A 23,405-nucleotide genomic window follows, 5' to 3' on the forward strand; every position below is an offset into this window, starting at 1 on the left:
AATGCCATGACCTACACAAAATTCTTTACACTGCTCACGGCTGTGGTCTGTAGCGTATGGGGAAACAACACCCCTGCTATCGGCCACGGCCGTTTGCTTGAAACGCCTTTTACGGCAGACGACTCACTAAGAACCAAAGTAAAAACTGCCCTCTCCCCTGAAGAGGAGGCCCTGCTGGTAGAGTATGTTCCCAATGTGCCTAGCGACCTGATTGCAGACAGGCTGAGCTGCATTGAGACAGAGATTCCGCTTGAGTTTAACAATTATGTAAGGAATTTTATTGACTACTTTACCATCCGGAACAGGAAGTATTCCCGCACCATGCTCACGCGCGAGAACGTGTACTTCCCGATGTATGAGAAGTATCTCAAAAAGCATAACATGCCGATGGAGCTAAAGTACCTTTCCATCGTGGAATCAGGGCTTAACCCAAAGGCACTCTCGCCAGTAGGAGCAGCTGGCCTGTGGCAGTTTATGAAACCGACAGCCGGCGACTTTGGCTTAAAATTCAATGAGTATGTTGATGAGCGCCTGGACCCGGAGAAGTCTACCGAAGCAGCGTTAAAGTTCCTGCGCCGCCTCCACAACACCTACGGCGACTGGGAATTGGCCATGGCAGCTTACAACTGCGGCCCCGGCAACGTGAACAAAGCCATCCGCAAAGCTGGTGGCGGCAAAAAGACATTCTGGGAAATATTCCCGTACCTCCCAAAAGAAACCCGCGGCTACATTCCATCCATGACGGCCGTCATCTATACCATGCATCATGCCGGAGACCATAATATTTTCTCTGACTCCATTCTATACCAGCCACAGGTAGCCTACCTGGAAGTAACACAGGAACTGGATTTGAACAGACTCGCTGCTGAACTGCATATAACTCCGGCACAACTGATGGCCCTGAACCCTGAAGTGAAGGGCACGACTATACCAAAGCATCTGCGCAACTACAAACTTCGCATTCCGGCAGAACGCGCTCCCTTACTGGCCTCTGTGGAAGACAAAAGCTGTATCATGCTAGCCGCTGCCCCTGTACATGAGCCAGTCAGGAGAAACGAGGCCGCTACAGAAGCACCTGTTTTACTGGCCTCTGCCAAAAAGGAGAAGCCTGCAGAGAAGAAAACAGAGAAGGCTGCCGATAAAACAGAAGATAAAGAAGAACCGGCTGTGGCTGTAACTGCAGCTGATAAAAAATCAACGTACATAGTACAACGTGGCGATAACCTGACGCAGATTGCCTTGCGCCACCAGGTGACTATTGCACAGCTAAAAGAGTGGAACGACCTAAAGGGCAGCAGCATTAAGCCAGACCAGAAACTGATTATATACAAGCAGGCTACCGCAGTAGAAGAACCCGTTTTGCTTGCCTCTAACGAGGAAGTGCAGCCAGCCGCCAAAGCAACTGCCAAACAGGTAAAAGAAAGCGTGCAGGCAGAGCAGGTGATTCACCATGTGCAACCAGGCGATACCCTCTGGAATATCTCCCGCAAGTATGACGGCATCAGCATTGAGCAAATCAAGAAGCTGAACAAACTGAAATCTGACAACTTGAAGCCTGGCCAGAAGCTGATCCTGAGCTAAAACCTCCAGCTACCTTTAAAAAAGAGCACCTTCTGCAGAAGAGGGTGCTTTTTGTTTATCAGTAGGTTAAGGTATTGTAATTTGTACTAAAAAATTGTTAAATTCTGCACTATAAACTATTGCACTCCTTATCTTTGAAAGCTTAACCTGGACAATCAGCTAATTCTTTCAAAATTGGACTTTAATTACATTCATACAAATAAGAGCCAAAGCCGTTCTGCCAAAGCAGGAAACCTGTAATACAAACAACAAACGCATCTATGATTAAAGTAAACAGAGAGGACGCACTTAACTATCACATGGACGGCAAGCCCGGGAAAATCGAGGTGGTACCAACCAAAATGCTGAGTACCCAGCACGATTTGGCCTTGGCTTACTCCCCTGGCGTTGCGGAACCGTGTAAAGAAATTCATGCAGATAAAGAGAATGTGTATAAGTATACAGCCAAGGGCAACCTCGTTGGGGTCATCTCAAACGGAACGGCTGTATTAGGATTGGGGAATATCGGCCCTGATGCGTCTAAGCCGGTAATGGAAGGCAAAGGCGTACTCTTCAAGAAGTTTGCGGGCATCGATGTATTTGACATAGAGATAGACAGCACCGATCCGGATGAGTTTATCCGAATCGTAAAATCACTGGAACCAACATTTGGAGGAATAAACTTAGAAGACATAAAGGCGCCGGAGAGCTTTAAGATTGAGGTGGCCCTGAAAGAGCAGATGAACATCCCGCTCATGCACGATGACCAGCATGGCACTGCCATCATATCTGCAGCAGCCCTCCTGAATGCCCTGGAACTAACAGGAAAAAAAATAGAGGAGATAAAGGTGGTGATGAACGGAGCCGGAGCCGCCGCCATTGCCTGTGCCAAGCTCTATGTATCCCTCGGCCTGAAGATGGATAATATCGTGATGCTAGATATTGAGGGAGTTGTACACCCCGAGCGAAACGATTTAGACATATATAAGGCGCAGTTTGTAACCACGCGCAACATAAGAACCCTCGCGGAAGCCTTGGTAGGCGCAGATGTGTTTGTGGGCCTTTCGGCAGGCAACGTGCTGGCACCAGAATTGGTGAAAACCATGGCCGCTGATCCGATTATCTTCGCCCTTGCAAACCCGGACCCCGAGATTCCCTATGACGTAGCTATGTCTACGCGCGATGATTTGATTATGGCCACAGGCCGCTCCGACCATCCTAACCAGGTAAACAACGTGTTGGGCTTCCCTTACATTTTCAGAGGAGCCCTCGATGTGCGTGCCACAGAGATAAACGAGGCAATGAAGTTGGCCGCTGTACATGCACTGGCTAATTTAGCTAAAGAGCCCGTGCCTGATGTGGTCCTGAAAGCATACAGCGACACCACTATCAACTTCGGCCGCACTTACCTTATTCCAAAACCCCTGGATACACGCCTGATTACCACCATCTCACCGGCAGTGGCGAAAGCAGCCATGGAAAGCGGTGTGGCCAAGCATCCTATCACCGACTGGGAAGCCTATGAGCAGGAGTTAAAGGAACGCATCGGCATCGATCAGAAGCTGATGACCCGTATCATAAACCAGGCGAAGAAAGACCCGAAGACCGTTGTGTTCACGGAAGCGGACAACTACAAGATCCTGAAGGCGGCCCAAATTGTAAAAGAGCAGCGTATAGCCAAGCCAATCCTGCTGGGTAATCGCGAAACCATAGAGGCCATTATTGCAGAACATAAGATGGACCTGCAAGGGGTCACCATCATGGATACCTACCAGGAAGATGCCAGGCGGGAGGAATATGGCCAATTGCTCTTCGAGAAGCGCCAGCGCAAAGGCGTGACCCTATTCGATGCCAAGCGCCTGATGCGCGACCGCAACTATTTTGGTAGTATGATGCTGAACAACGGAGAGGCAGATGCCCTCATCTCCGGACTTACCCGCGATTACTCTAAGACTATTCTACCGGCGCTGCAGGTAGTAGGTGTGGAAGAAGGTGTAAACAAGGTAGCGGGGATGTACATTATCCTAAGCCAGCGGGAGCCTTTCTTCTTTGCGGATACCACTGTAAACCTGAACCCAACTGCTGACGAACTGGTTGACATTATTGGTCTAACAGCCCGTACCGTTAAGTTCTTCGACACAGAGCCGCGCGTGGCCATGCTGTCTTACTCTAACTTTGGGTCAGTACGCGGGGACGTGCCAGACAAAGCAGCGGAGGCTGTACGAAAGGCAAAGCAACGCTACCCTGAGCTTCTGATAGACGGCGAGATGCAAGCGAATACGGCCCTAAACCGCAACCTGCTCCGCGAGCAATATCCGTTCAGCGAACTGGCCGAGCAAGGTGCCAACACCCTGGTATTCCCCGATCTGGCTTCCGGCAACATTGCCTACAAAGTGCTGCAGGAGATTGGGGGCGCTGAGGTAATTGGCCCGGTATTGATGGGTATGCGCAAACCAGTGCATATTTTACAACTAGGCTCCTCCATCCGCGAAATCGTGAATATCGTGTCTATCGCTGTAGTAGATGCCCAGAACTATAAAAACCAACACCTATAGATGATAGCCTATATTGATGGCAAACTAACGCACAAAGACCCGACTTATGTCATTATAGATGTAGGGGGCGTAGGTTACCAGATAAAAGTTTCGCTGAACACATACTCTTCGCTGCCAGCCAGTGAGCGCTGTAAGCTGCATACGCACCTGCACATAAAGGAAGATGCACACACGCTCTTTGGTTTTACCACGGCAGCCGAAAAAGAACTGTTTCTGCTTTTGATATCTATTTCAGGCGTGGGCCCCAATACGGGGCTCATGATTCTGTCTTCTTTGTCAGTGGAGGAAGTGCAGCAGGCCATCGCGAGAGAGGATGTGCGCACCATTCAGCAGGTGAAGGGGATTGGGGCCAAAACAGCGCAACGCATCATCCTGGAGCTAAAAGATAAAGTCAGGAAAGAGGCCATGATATCGGATGCTGGTGTGCCTGCTGCGACACACAATATGAACCGATCCGAAGCGTTATCTGCATTAGTAACCTTAGGATTTGCGAAGAACGTGGCTGAGAAAACACTTGACGCTATCGTTAAACGCGAAGGCGGGAACCTGAGCGTAGAGGAGTTGATTAAGTTTGCGTTGAAGTCTTCATAAGAGCATATATCCAATTTTGATCTGGAAAAGTAAAAAAAGTAGCCTGCTTCTGGCGGTTGCCACTATTTCTATGCTGGGCTGGTGGTCACAGGCAGAAGAATTGCGCTCTACCAATAGATTCAGATTAACTATTCTCAACAACCTCCTGCTCCAGGACACGGTGAAGACAGACACCTCCAAGGTGCAGTACATACCGAGCCGAAAGCCCACGTTTGCACCTGCCGACAGGTATGGCAATCCGTTCAGTACGCGGTCCAGCGCTTCTCCCCTGCTACTGGGCCAGCCCAGCAATGTGCAGTTAAACGTAGAGTTGGATGATAGCCTGGAGATGTACAACATCACCGAAACCATGGGTGATGTAAACTATCGTCCACCATCGTCTATGAGCCTGAAGGAGTACTCGGAGTGGCAGCAGCGCGAGGCTATCCGCAACTACTGGCGGGCTAAGTCTTCCGGCCTGGATGGCGAGAGCGTGGTCAGCAGCAGCCGCCTGATACCGAAGCTGTACATCAGCCCGGTGTTCGACCGTATTTTCGGCGGCAATTACGTAGACATCCAGCCCAATGGTAATGTGTCGCTTAAATTTGGCGCACGCTTTAACCGCAACGAGAACCCGACCATCCCCCTCAGCCAGCAGCGCACCGGCGACTTTGATTTTGAGCAGAACATCTCCCTGAACCTGGTAGGTAAGATAGGGGATAAAATGCGCCTGAACTTTAACTGGGACAACAACGCCAACTTCGACTTTGAGAACAACATGAAGTTGGATTATACAGGCTATGAGGAAGAGATAGTTCGGAAGGTGGAGGCTGGTAACGTGAGCCTGCCGCTCAACAACTCCCTCATTATGGGTGCCCAGAACTTGTTCGGCATTAAAACCCAGTTGCAGTTCGGCCGCCTGGGTGTTACCACAATTGCATCGAGTGTGCGGGGTACAAACGATGAGGTGGTTGTGCAGAACGGTGCCCAGAACAGGCCTTTTTCCATCCGGGTAGATGAGTATGATAACAACCGTCACTTCTTCCTGTCGCAGTTCTTCCGGGGCCGTTACAACCAGGCCCTGAGCAACCTGCCGCTGGTTAACTCCGGCATTGTTATCCGCCGCATTGAGTTATATGTAACCAACAGCAACCGGTCTACAGAGAACCTGCGCAACATGGTGGCCTATATGGACTTGGCTGAGGCTGATCCGTTTCGTAACCAGTTCGAGAGCGGAAGACCACCCGCGGCACCTGCCGACAACGCTGTAAACACACTGTATAGCCAAATTGCTCGTAACAACCTCGCCCGTAACAACTCACAGGTAGATACTTACCTGAACAGCCTCGGCCTCCAGAAAGGCATCGACTTTGAGCATGTACGCGCCCGCAGGCTGGATGCCCGGGAATATAAGTTCAACCCCCAGTTAGGCTATATCTCGCTGAACACCATGCTCCTGCCCGACCAGGTGCTGGGGGTGGCGTTTGAATACACCTACAACGGCAAAACCTACCAGGTGGGAGAACTAATGGATGATTACCAGAACCTGGATGCAGAACAGGTTATCCACATGAAGTTGCTGCGGGCTACCAACCCCTCCCTCGAATACCCCACCTGGGACCTGATGATGAAAAACGTCTACAGCCTGGAAGCCACGCAGGTAACACGGGAGAACTTCCAGTTGCAGATAGTTTATAAAGACGATGAGACGGGCGTAGACATCACCAGCTTGAAAGAGCCAAGCCCTATTCAGAACATACCGCTGGTGGAGGTCCTGAACCTGGATAATGTTAACACAAACAACGACAGGCCAAGCGACGGTAACTTCGACTTTTTGCCTGGCATTACCATCGATCCGGAATCCGGCCGTATTTACTTTCCGCAGGTAGAGCCATTTGGGGATTACCTGGCAGAAAAGCTGGCGGGCCGCCCGGAGTTAATAGAGCGGTATGTGTTTCAGGAACTATATGACCAGACACAAACGGATGCGCAGCAGAATAACGTGAAGGCCAAATTTTACCTGAATGGCCGTTTTCAGGCTTCATCCGCTGACGAAATCATGCTGCCGGGCTTTCGTATTGCAGAGGGCTCTGTGGCGGTATATTCCGGCGGTACCCGCCTGGAGGAGGGCACAGATTACCAGGTGTTTTACGATATGGGTCGCATCAAGATTCTCAACCCAAGCTACATCAGCTCGGCAAACGACCTGCGCGTGACCTATGAGAAAGCAGAACTCCTGAACATACAGCCCCGCACCATGCTGGGTGCCCGCTTCGACTACCGCCTGAGCGATGACATTAACCTGGGGGCAACGGTATTGAGCATAAACGAGCAAGCCTTCATTAACCGCGTGAGCATTGGCGACGAGCCGACCAACAATACCATCTATGGCTTTGATGTGAACCTGCAGAAAGAGTCCCGGTTCCTGACCAAGCTGACGGACGCCATTCCGCTGATAGACACTAAGATACCCTCTCTGGTTACATTTAGTGGTGAGTTTGCACAACTGGTACCCGCCAAGTCAAAATCTAACGCCAACGAAGACGGTGCCTCCTACATCGATGACTTCGAGGGAGCCGAGACACCTTATAACCTGGGCGGATTTAGCAACAACAACTGGCGACTGGCTGCCACACCTGCTCCGCTTGTTCCGGGAGCGGGCCTGGCCTATTCTTATAACCGCGCCAAATTAGCCTGGTATACCATCGACCAGATCTTCTACCGCAACAGGGACAACCTGAAGCCATCTAATATTACGGATACAGATCTGAAGAACCATTACATACGTGGCGTACGGCGCCAGGAGGTGTTCCCGGGCCGTGATGCAGAGGTTTCCAACACATTCGAGTACACGTTTGACCTGGCCTACTACCCACGGGAGCGGGGACAGTATAACTACAACCCGAACCTGACGCCGCAGGGACTTTTAGCAGATGACCCCCGCAATAACTGGGGCGGTATCAGCAGGGAAATAGCCTTTGACACAGATTTTGACAATGCCAACATTGAGTATGTCGAGTTCTGGCTCATGGATCCGTTCATTACAGGACCGAACGGCCGCAAAGACGCAGCGGGTAACGAGATAGTAAACGACGAAGGCGGAGAACTGGTACTAAACCTGGGAAGTGTTTCAGAGGACATCCTGCGGGACAACCAGTACGCCTTCGAAAACGGCTTGCCGACCTCTCCTACTGATGAACAGAACCTTCTGGAAACAACTTGGGGCCTTGTAACGCAGCAGCAGTTCCTGACCGATGCCTTTACAGGTGTGCCAGGAGGACGGCAGTTCCAGGATATAGGTTTAGATGGTCTGGGCGATGCAGGTGAGGCATCATACTTCCAGAACAGCTTCTTGAACCTGATACCGGGAACACCGCCGCAGATGGTGCTGGACGACCCTTCGGCAGATAACTTCCTCCACCACCTCGATGAACGCTACGATCAGCAGAATGCAGGTATCCTGGCCCGCTATAAGAACTTTAACGGAATGGAGAATAATTCTCCTGAAAACAGCCGTTTCTCGAACTATGCTTTCCCCGACAAGGAAGACCTGAACCGCGACAATGTTATCAATGACCTGGAACAGTACTACGAGTACAAGATAAACCTTAACTCTGAGCAACTGGAAGTAGGCCGTAACTTCATTGTAGATCGTGTTACCCGCGAAATCCATGGAGATCAGGTAACCTGGTACCAGTTCCGGATTCCGGTGCGCCAGCCAACAAACGCAGTAGGCGGCATCAGCGGCTTTAAGTCTATTAGGTTTATGCGGATGTACCTGACCCAGTTTGCTGACCCGGTTGTGCTCCGCTTTGCGCAGTTCCAGTTCGTAGCCAACCAGTGGCGTAAGTTTGAGCAGCCGATTACAGACGGAAGCCCTTGCCTTACCTGTACCGACGATGTACGCAACTTTACGGTGTCTACCGTTAACATTGAAGAGAACGGACAGTTGGTGGAAGGCTCTCAGGATATTCCATACACAGTGCCTCCGGGCATTAGCCGCCTTCGTGACTACACCTCCACCAACGACCGCCGCCAGAATGAGCAGTCGCTGCAACTGTGCGTGGACGACCTGAAAGATTCTTTCTCTAAAGCAGTTTTCAAGAATATCTCTCTGGATATGCTCATCTACAAGCAACTGAAGATGTTCCTCCACGCCGAGTCAAGCGACCCCGCCACCAGAGACGGTGACGTGCAGGCGTTTATACGTATAGGCACCGACTTTACCCAGAACTACTATGAGTATGTGGTGCCGCTGAAAATCACACCGCCAGGCAGTAACACAGAAAGTGCCATCTGGCCAGCAGAAAACCAGATAGAAATAGCCCTTCAGGCTTTTGTGGATGCCAAAGTAGAGCGTAACAGGCTAGCAGGAGACCGCCCGATTTACATGCCGTATGAGGTGACTTTAGAGGGCGGCAAAAAGATACGCGTAGTCGGAAACCCGGATTTTAGCGAAGTAGAGGGTATTATGATTGGGGTGCGTAACCCGCGCCAACCAAACGAAGACGGGCGCCCGCAATCGGTTTGTATCTGGGCGGATGAGTTGCGTGTAACAGACTTCCGTAACCAGTCAGGCTGGGCCGGTAATGCGCGTTTGAACACGAAGCTGGCAGACTTTGCAAACATCACGGCCACAGGCGCCTATACCACCGTAGGCTTTGGTGGCCTGCAGCAGAAGCTGGCCCAGCGTGCCCGCGAGAATACGGCTCTGTTTGATGTAAGCGCCAATGTGGTGATGGATAAATTCCTGCCGGAAAAGTGGGGAGTGAGGATTCCGCTAACATTACAGTATGGTGTCTTGTCCAGTGAACCTCAGTTTGACCCACTGGACAAAGATGTGCCGCTGGAGCAATCGCTGACAAAGCTAGAATCAGCCGAACAGCGGGACGCCTACAAGAGAGAGGTAACTACCCGGGAGATTAGGAAAAGTATAAGCCTGCTAAACGTGCGAAAAGAACGGATAGACACGGAGGCAAAAGTGCGTCTGTATGATATAGAGAACTTTTCCTTCTCCTACTCTTATGCAGAGCGCATGTTCACCAACATCGAAACAGACCGCGACTTTAGCAAGACCTATACAGCAGGAGCGGCCTACGCCTACAACAACACGCCAAGAAGCTACACGCCTTTCGCAAACACCGAAGCACTCAGGTCGCCGTACCTGCGTCTGATAAAGGACTTCAACTTTTCGCTGGTACCAAGCCGTTTTGCCGTTCGGGCTGACTTGAACCGCTTCTACAACGAAAGGTTCCTGCAACGCCCTGACCCGGCCACGCGCTTTGTGACGACACGAGGAATTGCCCCGGTTTTTCAAAAGTACTTTTATTTTAACCGCATCTACGACATGCGCTGGGACCTGACGAAGGGTCTGTCACTGGACTATACAGCTACAAACCGGGCAGTGGTTGATGAGCCGGATGCCCGTATCGACGGCGAGGTAGATTCCCTGCAGTATAAGAACAGAATTATCCGGGATAACCTCTTGCGCGGTGGCCGTAACACTAACTTCAACCAGCTGATAGCGCTGAACTATAAGCTGCCTTTCGATAAGTTCCCGCTCACAGACTGGCTAGATGCGGAAACCCGCTATGCCGCAACCTATATCTGGACGGCTGGCTCCACAGCGTTGAACCAGGCCGCTGACTTTAAACTGGGTAACACGGCCGAGAACAACACGGAGCTTAGCGTTAACGGCAAAATAGACATGGTGAAGCTGTACAACAAGGTCAGGTTCCTGAAAGAAGTTAATTCACCGACCCCGACCAGACCAGTAGCTGCACCGGCAGCTACTGATACCATAGCTCAGAAGCCGCAGCCAGACCGGAAGCTACTCAAGTCACTGGCAAGGGTACTGATGATGACACGCTCGCTGAATGTGGCGTACCTCGAAAACCGTGGCTCTATGTTGCCAGGCTACCTGCCTGCCTCCAGGTTCTTTGGTTTTGATGATGCCTTTGAGGCGCCGGGCCTTCCGTTCATACTCGGCAAGCAGTATGACCTTGATGAGCTGTATAATCGGGTGCATACCAGTGGCTGGTACACTGACAGCAGCCAGTACCTGAACACGCCATTCAGCGCTGTTAATACAGAAACCTTTACGGCACGCGCCAACCTGGAGCCATTCCCTAACTTCAACGTGCAGTTGGATGCACGCCGCACGAAATCTGTGATTGACGAAGTATTCTACCGGAAGGAGACAGATGATTTCGGAGACATCAGCGCGACAGACCACCGCCAGAACCCGTTTACGTCCGGTTCGTTCAGCACATCGTTTATGGCACTAGGTACTTTGTTCGAGCCAATAAAAGCCGGCACGTCTGAAGCCTTTAATAGCTTTGTGCGTAACCGCTATGACGTGCGCGATAAACTGACAATGGCCAATGCAGAAGCCAGTGACTCTTCGTACTCGCTTAACTCGCAGGAGGTGCTCATGAAGTCTTTCCTCTACGCTTACCAAGGGCGCGACATTAGCGGGTATGAAGCCAGGGCAGAAAAAAGCCCATTTGGCCGCCTGCCGATTCCGAACTGGCGCATTGATTACAATGGCTTGGAGCGGCTGCCTCTCTTCCAGCAGTGGTTCAGCCAGATCAGCATTTCCCATGCTTATAACTCAAGCTTTAATATTACGAACTTCACCACCTCGCTAGCCTATAACCAAGAGCCAAACGGGTTCCCGACACAGTTGAATGAGTTTGGCAGGATAGAGCCATATTATCTGGTAAGCCAACTTACGGTAATGGAGCGCCTGGCACCGCTACTGGGCGTTAACTTCCGGACAAAGACAAACCTTACAGGCCGTGTGGAGTATAAAATTGAGCGCAACCTCTCGCTGAACCTGACGAATGCACAGGTAACGGAGACGAACGTGAAGGATTATGTGATAGGGTTTGGCTATGCCACCAGCAACTTCCGTATACCGTTCAAAATTAATGGGCAGCGAAAGGTACTGGAGAATGAACTGACCATGCGCCTGGATTTGTCGGTGCGCGAAAACCAGACAGTGCAGCGGGCTATTACCACCGACAATGAAGGAATAGAACGCAGCCAAAATCAGATAATAAACGGAACACGCCAACTGCAGCTGCGCCCAACAGTAGATTACGTGCTGAGCCAGCGTGTGAACGTGCAGTTCTATGTGCTGCGCAGCGTTTCAGATCCGAAGATTTCTACGTCTTTCCGCAACAGCGTAACGGAGGGGGGCGTGCAGCTACGAGTTAATTTGCAATAATATTTTAGCATTGCGAAAAAGACCGTAATTTTGAGAAAAATTAATATTTACAAAATTCATGAACTTACCTGATAACCTAAAGTACACCAAAGACCACGAGTGGATCCGCTTTGAAGGAGATGTAGCCATTGTAGGCATCACTGATTTTGCCCAAAGTGAGTTAGGTGACATCGTATATGTAGACATAGACACTATAGACAAGCAGATAAACCAGGAAGACGTGTTTGGTACAGTGGAGGCTGTGAAGACAGTATCTGACCTATTTAGCCCATTGAGCGGTACTGTGCTTGAGTTTAATGAGAAGTTAGAGAACAGCCCGGAACTGGTAAACTCTGACCCTTACGGCGACGGCTGGATTATCAAAATGTCTGTGGACAACGCCAGCCAGATTGAAGGCCTGCTAAGCGCAGAAGGTTATCGTGAAGTAATCGGTCAGTAAGCACAACGCGTAGCAGTACTTGATACTCCGATACAACCTTTTTACAATAATGTGGGCAGCAGTGATACTGCTAACAACACTGCTGCCCTCTTCTTCCCTGCCCACTGTTTCTGTCTGGTGGAGTTTATTCTCCATCGATTCCTTTGCCCACGTTTTCTTATTCTGCATCCTTACTTTCCTGATGATTGTCGGGTTCGCGAAGCAGTTTACGCTTTTAAAGCTGAAGCACTACCCCATCCGGTATGCCCTTTTTATAAGTACCATGTTTGGTATCTTTGTGGAGCTGATGCAGCATTTCTTTATTCCCGGCCGACATGGAGACATTGTTGATGTGTTATGCAACACGCTCGGCTGCCTGATAGGTATTGTGCTCTTTAAGTGGGTTTACGTTTGGTAAACTCCTGCTGCAAACAAGGGAATTCCTTCTTCCTTTGTCCTACACAGAGGTTTTGTGTGCCAGTCTCTAAGTTTTATCTTTAAAGGATGAAGCGACTATACACTCTGCTCTTGCTGCTGTGCCCTGCAGTAGCGGCTGTCTTTGCACAAGACATGCCCCGCGTGCGGCAAACAATTGACACGCTTACCTCCGCAACGATGCACGGCCGTGGCTATATACAGGAAGGCGATGCCAAAGCTGCCAGCTATATCCAAAACAGGTTCAGGCAAATGGAACTTCAACCTTTGGGTGAGTCATACTTTCAGTCTTTTCGTTTTCCGGTAAACACCATAGTGGAAACACCGCAGCTTCAGGTTGCGGAGCAGGTGTTAAAACCCGGGGTGGACTTTGTAGCCAATGCAGCCTCCGCTTCCGGCAAGGGCAATGCTAGCGTGCTAACCCTGGACAGCACCATCTTTAAAGATCCCGCCGCCGCACAGAAGTTTTTCAGCCAGAGCTTCAAGGGCAAAGCCATCGTTTTCAGGCAGCAGGACCAGCAAAAGCTCAGCCAACTGCCGCAGCCTTACCTGCAAAAGCTGCAGCAGGCCAAAGCACACGTTATATTGCAGCCAAAAGCACTGCTGACATCTGTGGCTTCGCAGCAGGCACCACTACCGGTGCTGGAGGTGCTGGAAGCGGCATGGCCGAAGAACGCCAGAAGCCTTACGTTTAAAGTAGAGGCAAAGTTAAAGCCTCAGCATGAGGCGAAGAATGTAATAGCCTATATAGAAGGCAGCATTCAGCCAGACTCCTTTCTCGTTTTCTCAGCACATTATGACCATTTGGGCGGGCAGGGCAGGGATGTATACTTTCCGGGAGCCAACGATAATGCCAGCGGCACGGCTATGATGCTGGAACTGGCGGAGTACTATAGCCTACCACAGAACAGGCCTGCATACAGTATCGCGTTTATCGCCTTTGCTGCAGAGGAAGCAGGCTTGCTGGGCTCTTTTCACTACACCGGAAATCCGCTTTTCCCGCTGCAGCAAATCCACTTTCTTGTGAACCTCGACCTGCTGGGAACCGGCTCTGAAGGAATGATGGTGGTGAACGGCAAGGTACATCAGCAGGAGTTCAACATGTTACATCAACTGAACCAGCAGCACCAATATCTCCCGCAGATCAGGAGCCGTGGCAAAGCCGCCAACTCAGATCATTACCCTTTCTCCGGAAAAGGTGTACCAGCCTTTTTCTTCTATACTTTAGGAGGCACCGCCGCCTATCACAACACCAGGGATTATGCTTCTCAATTGCCGCTAACAGAGTTTAGGGATGCATTCCAATTGATTGTAGATTTCGCTGGAGCGTTGCAGGAGTAAGTTGTCAGAATCAGGATTGGCAGGATGCGTATACTTAGAGCAACATGCTGTTCTCGCTCACATCTGGCGAGAACAGCATGACGAAAGTCTATCTAAGCTACGTTTAAAAATATAAGTCAAATCTATATGCCTAAAAACAAAAGCGCCTGCCATTGTTGAAATGGCAGGCGCTTCTTAAATTTAGAAGCAGAAAAATGTCTTTTATCCTTAGTCCTTTGTCTGACCGAAGGCTACAGAATATTGTTTATCTGTTCTTTAATCTTCTCCAGTTCTTCTTTCATTTCCACCACGTGGTGCTGAATAACGGAATCGTTGGCTTTAGAACCGATGGTGTTAATCTCACGGCCAATCTCCTGGGCAATGAAGTTTAGCTTTTTGCCTGTTGGCTCCGGCAGGTAAACTGTTTCTGTGAAATAATGCAGGTGGTTTACCAGACGTACCTTTTCCTCAGCAATGTCAAGCTTCTCAATATAATACACCATTTCCTGCTCAAACCGGTTCTGGTCGAAGTGCTCTGAAACGGCAAGCTCCATCATATGCCCACGGATGCGGTTACGGATGTTTTCCATGCGCACAGGGTCGTGCTTATCCACTTCTGCCAGCAGAATTCTTATTCTATCAATATAAGACATGATTTCGGCTGTCAGGGCCTTGCCCTCATCGTTACGGAAAGCATTGATGTTCTGGAGCGCCTCCTCCAGCAGTGGCTGTACTTTGCTCCAGTCAGCTTCCGTTGTGTCGTCGTCCTCATGCTCCTGCTGCAATACCTCCGGCATGTGCAGTGCCAGCCGGAACAAATCGCTCTTTGAAGCGCCTACCATTTCGGCAGCTTCGTTCAACTCGTTATAGTAAGTCTGTAGCAATTCTTTGTTGATGGTGTTCTTCGCCTTCTGCGCCTTGTTCTTCGAAAGCTCGATATTAATACCGACTTTCCCGCGCACCAAGGCCTTCTGCACCATGTTTCGGATATCATACTCATGGTCTGATATAACCTTGGGAATCCGCACACTTAGGTCCATACTTTTAGAGTTCAGCGACCGGATCTCTATAGAAATGGAATATTGATCGGCATCAAGGCGTGCGCTACCAAAGCCTGTCATTGACTGCAACATAAGCTACTTATATTTGTATCTACCGCAAATTAATTAAAATTATTTAATCTTGCTTAGCCTGCGCCACGAAAGGTGGTTTAATGTATGTTGCCTATTATAAATTGTTTAACTTTGCACTATGAAATTTGGTGTAGTCGTTTTTCCAGGGTCCAACTGCGACCAAGACCTTGTAGATGCCATCAGCACGGGCATGCAACAAGAAGTTGTAAAACTGTGGCACAAAGACCACGATTTGCAAGGCTGTGATTTTATTCTCCTTCCGGGTGGTTTCTCCTATGGTGATTACCTTCGCTCCGGTGCAATTTCACGCTTCTCTCCTATCATGCAGGAGGTCATTCTGCACGCTAATCGTGGAGGATACGTAATGGGTATCTGCAACGGTTTTCAGATTCTGACAGAGGCGGGTTTGCTTCCAGGTGCTTTGCTGCGCAACATAAACCAAAAGTTTATCTGCGAGAACGTATACATCAAACCTGTAACAACCAACCTGCTGCCCACGCGCCTGTTGGATGTAAATAAGGCTTATAAAATACCTGTGGCACACGGCGAAGGTCGTTATTATGCTGATGAGGACACGCTGAAGGCTTTGCAGGACAATGACCAGATCATGTTTAAGTACTGCAGCAATGCCTCTGACACAGGTGAAATCTATAACATGAACGGCAGTTTATTGAACATTGCCGGTGTGAGCAACGATAAAAAGAATGTGTTTGGCATGATGCCACACCCGGAGCGTGCTGTAGACCCAGAGTTGGGCAATACCGATGGCCGCGCCATTTTCGAATCTATTTTAGAATTAGTGAGCGCATAGCCGCCACCAAGAAACTATATTTAACAAGCCCCGTCTGCGACGTGCAGACGGGGCTTGTGTTTTTCAGGTTAAAGTTTAGGTATTCTCAGTGTAGTGGAACAGGAGCAGACTTAAACCTGGTTTGAGTTCAGCATCTTGTTTACAGCGTCAATAATAACTCTGACATCATTGGGATGATTGTCGACTACTTCATCCCGCTCCTTCCCGAGGCGCACGATCACAAGGTCCTTTTCAGGTATCACAATAATGTACTGGCCTAAAATACCGCGCGCGTAGAAAACGTCCTGTCCCTTATAGTCTGGCATCAGCCACCAATGGTAGCCGTAAAAATCTACTTTTTTGCCGTCTTTTGCTTTTGGAAGACCATTTGGCCTAAGCGAAGCCGCTACATAGGCTGGGGGTACAAGTGTGTCTTCGTTCCAGCGGCCGTTATGCAGGTACAATCTGCCGAGGCGGGCAAAGTCTCGGGCGTTGGAGAAGAAGCAGCAGTAGGCTTTCTCTATGCCTTCAGGTGTATCCACGCTCCACTCGGCATCATGCGCGGCACCAATTGGCTTCCACAGCTTTTCTTCCGCAAATGCACTCAGGCTTTTGCCCGTGGCTGCCTGCAGCACAAAGCCTAATACCTGCGTATCACCGCTTTTGTAGGTATACTGCCGTCCTGGCACTTCTACAGCCTCCAGCCTGTCAATCACTTTTCTCAGGTTGGTGCCGTAGTAGCTTTCGGTGGTCATGGAGAAAGGATTGATATAAGATTCGTCCCAGTTTAGGCCGGAACTCATCCAGAGCAGGTGCCTGATCCTGATTTTTGCTTTGTCTCCTTCTCTAAATTCCGGCAGAAAATCCCCCACCGGCTGCTCCACGCTCTCAATCTTTCCTTCTTTTATGGCTATCCCAACCAGCATACTCACGATGCTTTTAGCCATTGAGAAAGAATTACTCAACGATTCATCAGAGTAGCCATCCCAGTATCTCTCATAAAGTATAGAGTCGTGTTGTACTATTAGAAAAGCCACGGAGCGCAGTTCCTCGTGCAGAAGTTCCAGTTCTGCAGGAGACGAGAGTTTATTGTAGCCCACCGCTAATGGCCATGGCTGCGTCATTGGCGGCGCCTCTATCTCCCGCTGCTCAAAGATGGTGTTATCGTCTATATCTGCTAAGTTATAGTAGATGGCCCGGTACACGTAGTTCTTGTCAGCCATGTGCACCCAGGCCGCAAACAACACCAGCAACAGTAAGGCCCCGAATCCATAACGTCTGCCTTTTCGGCTCATAGAATGCGTTTTAGAAGTCGTAGCCCAGGGTGATGTAGAATTTAGGACCTGTACGGTGATCTTCCGCCTCTCCCCATGCTACGTCGAGCTTTCCATAAACTCCTAACACCGTAGTGCGCGCACCCACGCCATACCCTACCAGGAACGGGTTTCGGTAGTTGATAACTTCAATCTCAAAATTATCACGCTCAGTCGGGCTGATAACACCACCAATCACACGGGTGTTGATGGAGTTGTTACCTGAGAAAGGGTTATCACCATTATAGGCAGAACCCGCATCAGCAAAGCCTACCAACTGCAGGTTGCGGAAAAAGCCTGAAGCAATCGGCCCGTTGTACAGGTATTGCACAATAGGCACCCGCAACTCTGCATTGGCCAGCAGGTGGCGGTTACCACTGCGCACATTAAAGTTGAAGCCGCGCAACGGTGTTATGTACTCCAGGTAAAACAAGTCTGCAGGTGAGCTGATTTCTACGTCATTTAATTCAGCGCTTTCATCTTCATCTGCCAGCAGCCAGTTATCCATTCCCCCAATCAGGAACTGCTTGGTAGAGTTACCGAAGAAAGCCCCATAACTGATGCGCGTGGCAAAAACAATCTGCCTGTGAATTTTAAGGTAATTTCTGAAATCAACATACAACTTACTGAAATTACCCTGTGAGCCTTCAAGACCCTTCAGCGATAGCAGGCCTACCTTCAGACGAGTGCCCTCCAGCATATTGATACCGGTTCTTACGCTGTTGTCGTACACCATCTCCACATTACCGCCCCAGAGATTCTCCAGGGTATCCGGCACAAAGAAGTCGCTTAAGTAGGTGAAGCGGGTGCTTACCAGTTTCGGCATAACACGTATGCTGGTGCTGTGGCTGAGCGGGTATTCTATGACTGGGGATACTTCGTTTTTCGCAAAGCGCACTTCCGAGCCAGGTGAATTCAAAAGGCCTCCTACTAAGGTTTTGCGCTCAAACTGAACGCCTATATCTACACGGTTCTTCAGGTTCATGTACTCTGCCCAGAAGTTACTCGTTTCCAAATCGGTACGCAGGAAGGCTGTACCCCGGATGTGGTGGTTTTCGAAGAGGTCGCTCATATTTACGCCGGCTACAAAACCAAAGCCCAGCAGTGGATCGGCGTGCACCGACGTCACGATTTCCTGCACACTGAAGCGCAGGTCATAGTCCAGCGGTCCCAGCATCTGGAAAGGCCTGGCAGCAGTGGCCCTGCGTACAGGGGCCTGTGTTCTCACCTCCGGCTCCACCTCCTCAGCAGCTTCGTTTTCAAACTCGTAGTTATCGATGTCTACTTCGCCTGTTTTGCGACTTGGGCTACTTCTCCTTGTAATAGTATTGTTATCCTCCTCTACCAGTTTACGCACATTAGACGCCGCATTCTGGGCTGTACGGGCACGGGTTTCCAGAATAATCTGCCGCGATGTTTTAGGCAGCTCTGCCAGCGAGGTAGGTGTGAAGTTCGGTAACAGGTACACGAAGTTACGTGACTCATCTTTGGCAACCACAGCCAGCACGTTTGCCGAAGGCTCATAATCATACTCCTCTATACCCTGTATGAAGTTTGTAACCGGGCTACTGGCACCTGTAGTGAGGTCGTAGCGGTAAAGGCTACGGATACCGCTTTGCTCACTCAAGTATATCAGGTTGCCATCCTGGGTTGCCTTTGGCTGTAGTTCACTGGCAATAGATGTTGTCAGCTGCCGGATATCGGCATCAGGGCCTTGCTGCTGCAGCAGGAAAATATCGTAGTTGTTTACCACGCCGCCGAAGCTGGGAGAAGCTGCATTGCCTGTTGTATCCACCCATCGGTTGGAACTGAAGGCTATCCCCGCATTGTTTCGGAGGAAAACAGGACCCAGGTCATCAAAAATATCGTTTGTTAGCTGCTGCTGCAGGCGGCCATTGGCACGTAGCAGAAACAGGTCTGTCTGGCCGTTGCGGACAGCGCTTACCACTATGTTCTGCCCGTCCTCGGAGTAGCTCATGCTGCGCACCTGCGAGAATGGCTCCAGCACAGTGCCCTGAGTTGTCAGATTCTCCACGAAAGGAATAAGCGAGAAGCGATCACGGGCATCTACTTGGCGCAGCATCATCTTACCCCGCCGGGCCTCTATAAAACCGAGTTGCGTGTTAGAGCGCCATGCCAGCACCGGAGTTTTGTAATCTACCTTCTGGTCTCTGCTCTTGTAGCCGGCGCGCCATACTATGCGGTCTTTACCGGTACGAACATCCTGCACAAATATTTTAAAGATGCCGTTGTCGTTTTTCACATACGCCAGCAGGGTCCCGTTCGGGTTCAGCACCGGCTCCCCGTAATAATGGCCTTCTTTGTTCTTTTTGAACAGCTTTTTATCGTCCTGCAACGTCACCAACTCGCCGCCTGCACCCGTGTTTATCTGCACGTAGTAGTTGTACCAATCCTGCAGAAAGCGGTTGTAAGGGATGTTAAGGCTACTGGTTATTCCTATTTCCACATCACGGGTGATGCGGGTGAGGTTCAGGATATTTTGAATGGCTGTATAGCCGTAGCGCTCAGCGATATAATTCCAGACAGACTGCCCGGTAAGCTCCGGGTTAATGGCGAAGAGTTTCTCTGGGCGGCGCCTATCCTGCTGCTGCTTTTGCAGCATGTTGCGCATGTAGTTATCCATCTCGATGCTCCAGCCCTCGGCCGTGTAGGCGGCTACTCCGCTGATGAACCACTCCGGCAGGCGCAGCAGGTAACTACTCTGCAGGGCCTCCTTCAGACTGCCGCCATACATCATGTCGTTCATCAGCAGCTCCGTCAGCTCATAACTCAGGTCGGTCTTGAATTCTGTCTGGGTTCCTTCGTAGGCCAGCTCTATTTTGCTCTTCATAAAGAGTGTTTCACCACCGGTCTGGTATTGGTCGCTGTTCAGGCCGATGTTGCTCTGGAGCAGGTCTGTAGGGGAGTTATACAGGATCAGCGTGATTTTAGAGTAAGGGTAATAGCCAATGAGGCTGGTAACCCGCCGTAACTCTTTCTCGGCATACTCAGCAGCATTTTTGGCCGCCTCCTGCCCGCCCTGGTAGAAGTAGACGTTAAAGTTCTGTGTGCTGTAGAGCTTCCAGTCGAAATTCTTGTATTGAATCCGGCTTTTACCGAAGGGGTCGCGGTTTGGCTGCGCCTGCAGGGTATGCCCCATCCATGAGCAGAACACAAACAGCAACAAAAGCCTTGTAGAAAAACGCATGCGCTTAAAGTTGATGGTTTTAGTGTTTTATATAGTCGTAATATAACGATAAATAACGTGATATTCGTATATCTGGCATCACATCGCCCTCTCCGGCCAGCGCTGCTGCAAATTGTTGCGCCAGGTAAGGCGCCATCTGCACACCTTTAGAGCCCATACCGTTAAACACACTTAATTGCGGGTACTGCGGGTGCCTGCCTGCCAGCGGTTTACGGTCGCGAACGGCAGGCCGTATGCCTGCCTGGTGGTGAATCATGGTAAAGTGCTGTGAAGTAATCTGGCTAAAGCGCTCAGCGAGTTCCTGCTGCCCTTCCGGGCTTGGCTGCTCGTCCGGCTGCCGCCAGTTATAGGTGGCGCCAACCTTGAACCGGCTTCCTCCTACCGGAACAACGTAAACACCTTTGTTATAGATGCATTCCGGGTTAAAATTCTCTGCCTCCACTTCCAGCACCTCTCCTTTAGTAGGCTGAATGGGCAACCATTTAAACCAGGGATTGTTTATGACCTGAAACCCCTCACAAAAAACCAGGTGGTCAGCTTCTTCTTCCTTATACTTCACACCTTGCTCCGTAAGTTGCAGTTCATCCATTTCAAACCGCTCCGGTAGCAGCAGCCCCTGCATCAGTAGTTCCTTTGTGAGTAGGTCCAGCATGTCCTCTACCAGCAGGTTGCCGCCCCTGCCAATCAGGATGCCGCCATAAGGGTCTTTCACAGAGGGCTGGCCGATGCTTTGTGTGTGGGTAGCCAGGATGAAATCATTCCAGCCTTCACTGGCGCTTTTGGCCATCCAGGTATTCTGTTCCTCTATGGAAGAGAAGATTTTATAGATAGGCTTGTGTATAAAGAGCTCCCGCCCGAAATGAGCTTCCAGTTCATCGTAAAAAGCATCTGCGGCAGGTATAAATTCATCCGCCAGCCATGATTTAGCAAAGCGCTTACCGGCAATGGGGTTCAGCAAACCGGCGGCTACCCGTGAGGCGCCGCTGGGCCTTGGCTCATCAATCACCAACACCCGATGGCCGCGCTTGCGTAAGGTATAGCTTAGGATGGCTCCGGCCAAGCCATGCCCTACTATGATAAAATCGTATTTCATCAGGGCAAGTTACGAGATGTACAGGTGAAATTTGTAACTTAGAAGCCTATTTTGCACTTGCCCCTGGCGCTTGTTTTAATTTTGTTTTGCAGCCGCAAGGGTGAATTTTTGATACGCTCTAAACCATGAGAACTATGAAAGTTACCTGCCTTACTTTTAATCCATTCCAGGAAAACACCTATATCCTGCACGACGACACAAACGAATGTGTGGTAATTGACCCGGGCTGTTACGAGAAACAGGAGCGCGAGCAGCTGAAGAATTATATTAAAGAGAACGGGCTGAAAGTAGTGCGCCTCTTGAACACGCACTGCCATATAGACCACGTGCTGGGCAATCAGTTTGTAGCCGATACTTATAAGGTGGGGCTGGAGATTCACCCCGACGATGAGCAGACGCTGCGTGCTATACCAGCCTACGCCCCTGCCTATGGCTTTCAGATGTACGAGGAGGTGTTGCCAACCGCCTTCCTGAAGGAGGGTGACGTGGTAGGGTTTGGCAAAACGGAACTTCAGGTGCTGTTCACGCCCGGACATGCGCCGGGGCATGTGGTGTTTTACAACGGTCCCGAAAAAATATGTATCGGAGGCGATGTGCTGTTCCAGAACAGCATTGGCCGCACCGATTTGCCTGGTGGCAACTTCGACACCCTCATAGCCAGTATAAAGTCAAAACTATTTGCGCTGCCTGATGATGTAACCGTTTACCCTGGCCACGGACCGGAAACCACCATCGGACACGAACGAAACAATAACCCCTTTCTGCGGTAGCCCCGGCGACTGCCACGCACCCTTATATGATGAAACACATCCCTAACGCCATTACCTGCCTTAACCTGTTTTCAGGCTGCCTGGCGCTATATTTTGCTTTTCACGGAGAACTAGTTACCGCTGCCTACCTGGTAGGTTTAGCCGCTGTGTTCGATTACCTGGATGGCATGGTGGCCCGCGTTATGAAAGCTTATTCAGAAATCGGAAAGCAACTGGACTCGCTGGCGGACATGGTGTCGTTTGGTGTAGTACCCGGCACCATTATGTTTATTCTGCTGCAAAGATCCGAGGCTGCTGTGCTCGGTATACCGATGGATGTGGTGGCTTTCTCTGGTTTTCTGATCACAATTTTCTCGGCGCTGCGCCTGGCCAAATTCAATATCGACACCCGCCAGACCACCTCTTTTATCGGATTACCCACACCAGCCTGCACCCTGTTTGTGGCATCACTGCCGCTCATTCTGGAGCACGGCACCCTAACGCATTCCGAAGTCATCCTGAACCCATGGGTACTGCTGGTGCTTACCGTGCTGCTCTCGTTCCTGCTGGTGGCTGAGTTGCCTTTGTTTGCCCTTAAGTTCACAAACCTGAGCTGGCAGGACAATTCCCTGCGGTTTATTTTCATAGGTTTGTCGGTTATCTTACTGGCTCTTCTTAAATTCGCAGCCATACCACTAATTATAGTGCTGTATGTACTTTTGTCTTTCATCAAAAAAACCTCACACTCATCATGAAATTTGTTGCTGAAATTGATATAATGCCTCGTCCGGAACTGTTAGACCCACAAGGCAAAGCCGTATTATTGGGCCTGGAGCATTTAGGCCTAGATCAGGTGGATGACGTGCGCATTGGTAAGCATATTACCCTGCAGTTAGAAGCAGAAACAGAAGAGATAGCCCGTGAAAAAGTGGAGAAAGCATGCAACAAGCTGTTGGCAAACCTCATCATGGAGTCTTTCACTTATGATCTGAAGCAGGCATAGCACATAGCTGATGTACAATAAATTAGC

At 50.2% G+C, this 23,405-nt stretch carries 15 protein-coding genes; 11 read left to right on the plus strand and 4 right to left on the minus strand.

Annotated features, from left to right (window positions below; genetic code table 11):
• The first annotated feature begins 6 nt into the window (after window positions 1-6).
• The 7 genes from E1919_RS18930 to E1919_RS18960 all read left to right on the plus strand — a co-directional run bounded on the left by E1919_RS18930 (window position 7) and on the right by E1919_RS18960 (window position 14,110).
• The gene (locus E1919_RS18930) at window positions 7-1,581 is read left to right on the plus strand and encodes a lytic transglycosylase domain-containing protein (protein WP_162054982.1); all 1,575 of its coding nucleotides are present in this window, start codon (window positions 7-9) and stop codon (window positions 1,579-1,581) included.
• Window positions 1,582-1,841: 260 nt separating this feature from the next.
• On the plus strand, window positions 1,842-4,115 hold the full coding sequence (locus E1919_RS18935; protein ID WP_202915940.1) for an NADP-dependent malic enzyme: 2,274 nt from the start codon (window positions 1,842-1,844) through the stop codon (window positions 4,113-4,115).
• Complete coding sequence (gene ruvA / locus E1919_RS18940; protein WP_162054983.1) at window positions 4,116-4,706, plus strand: Holliday junction branch migration protein RuvA; 591 nt, start codon at window positions 4,116-4,118, stop codon at window positions 4,704-4,706.
• Between the two features lie 16 nt (window positions 4,707-4,722).
• The gene (gene sov, locus E1919_RS18945; protein WP_237144641.1) at window positions 4,723-11,916 is read left to right on the plus strand and encodes a T9SS outer membrane translocon Sov/SprA; all 7,194 of its coding nucleotides are present in this window, start codon (window positions 4,723-4,725) and stop codon (window positions 11,914-11,916) included.
• Between the two features lie 58 nt (window positions 11,917-11,974).
• Window positions 11,975-12,355, plus strand: coding sequence for a glycine cleavage system protein GcvH (gene gcvH, locus E1919_RS18950; RefSeq protein ID WP_162054984.1), 381 nt, complete (start codon window positions 11,975-11,977; stop codon window positions 12,353-12,355).
• Between the two features lie 61 nt (window positions 12,356-12,416).
• On the plus strand, window positions 12,417-12,752 hold the full coding sequence (locus tag E1919_RS18955) for a VanZ family protein (RefSeq protein ID WP_237144643.1): 336 nt from the start codon (window positions 12,417-12,419) through the stop codon (window positions 12,750-12,752).
• A gap of 86 nt (window positions 12,753-12,838) precedes the next feature.
• The gene (locus E1919_RS18960; RefSeq protein WP_162054985.1) at window positions 12,839-14,110 is read left to right on the plus strand and encodes a M28 family metallopeptidase; all 1,272 of its coding nucleotides are present in this window, start codon (window positions 12,839-12,841) and stop codon (window positions 14,108-14,110) included.
• 230 nt (window positions 14,111-14,340) lie between these two features.
• Here the strand turns inward: E1919_RS18960 and E1919_RS18965 are convergent, their stop codons facing one another.
• On the minus strand, window positions 14,341-15,222 hold the full coding sequence (locus E1919_RS18965) for a YicC/YloC family endoribonuclease (protein WP_162054986.1): 882 nt from the start codon (window positions 15,220-15,222) through the stop codon (window positions 14,341-14,343).
• A 118-nt stretch (window positions 15,223-15,340) separates the two neighbouring features.
• Between E1919_RS18965 and purQ the strand changes: the two genes are divergently transcribed.
• Window positions 15,341-16,033, plus strand: coding sequence for a phosphoribosylformylglycinamidine synthase subunit PurQ (purQ, locus tag E1919_RS18970; RefSeq protein WP_162054987.1), 693 nt, complete (start codon window positions 15,341-15,343; stop codon window positions 16,031-16,033).
• Window positions 16,034-16,143: 110 nt separating this feature from the next.
• On the opposite strand, the gene E1919_RS18975 is transcribed toward purQ, so the two are convergent.
• The 3 genes from E1919_RS18975 to E1919_RS18985 are packed head-to-tail and all read right to left on the minus strand — an operon-like array spanning window position 16,144 to window position 21,626.
• Window positions 16,144-17,307, minus strand: coding sequence for a serine hydrolase domain-containing protein (locus E1919_RS18975; protein WP_162054988.1), 1,164 nt, complete (start codon window positions 17,305-17,307; stop codon window positions 16,144-16,146).
• A 10-nt stretch (window positions 17,308-17,317) separates the two neighbouring features.
• Window positions 17,318-20,533 carry a hypothetical protein gene (locus tag E1919_RS18980; RefSeq protein WP_162054989.1) on the minus strand — a complete coding sequence of 1,072 codons (3,216 nt, stop codon included), beginning with the start codon at window positions 20,531-20,533 and terminating at the stop codon, window positions 17,318-17,320.
• A gap of 19 nt (window positions 20,534-20,552) precedes the next feature.
• Window positions 20,553-21,626, minus strand: coding sequence for an NAD(P)/FAD-dependent oxidoreductase (locus E1919_RS18985; protein ID WP_162054990.1), 1,074 nt, complete (start codon window positions 21,624-21,626; stop codon window positions 20,553-20,555).
• A gap of 134 nt (window positions 21,627-21,760) precedes the next feature.
• On the opposite strand from E1919_RS18985, the gene E1919_RS18990 reads away from it, so the two are divergent.
• Genes E1919_RS18990 through purS form a run of 3 tightly spaced genes read left to right on the plus strand, consistent with a single transcriptional unit; the run spans window position 21,761 to window position 23,378 of the window.
• Window positions 21,761-22,396, plus strand: coding sequence for an MBL fold metallo-hydrolase (locus tag E1919_RS18990; RefSeq protein ID WP_162055005.1), 636 nt, complete (start codon window positions 21,761-21,763; stop codon window positions 22,394-22,396).
• Window positions 22,397-22,422: 26 nt separating this feature from the next.
• Complete coding sequence (gene pssA, locus E1919_RS18995; RefSeq protein ID WP_162054991.1) at window positions 22,423-23,130, plus strand: CDP-diacylglycerol--serine O-phosphatidyltransferase; 708 nt, start codon at window positions 22,423-22,425, stop codon at window positions 23,128-23,130.
• Window positions 23,127-23,378: a phosphoribosylformylglycinamidine synthase subunit PurS gene (gene purS / locus E1919_RS19000; protein ID WP_162054992.1), complete on the plus strand. Its 252-nt coding sequence runs from the start codon at window positions 23,127-23,129 to the stop codon at window positions 23,376-23,378. The genes pssA and purS overlap by 4 nt, the downstream gene beginning before the upstream one ends.
• The last annotated feature ends 27 nt before the right edge of the window (window positions 23,379-23,405 follow it).

This window comes from Pontibacter pamirensis (genome assembly GCF_010015475.1).
GTDB lineage: Bacteria > Bacteroidota > Bacteroidia > Cytophagales > Hymenobacteraceae > Pontibacter > Pontibacter pamirensis.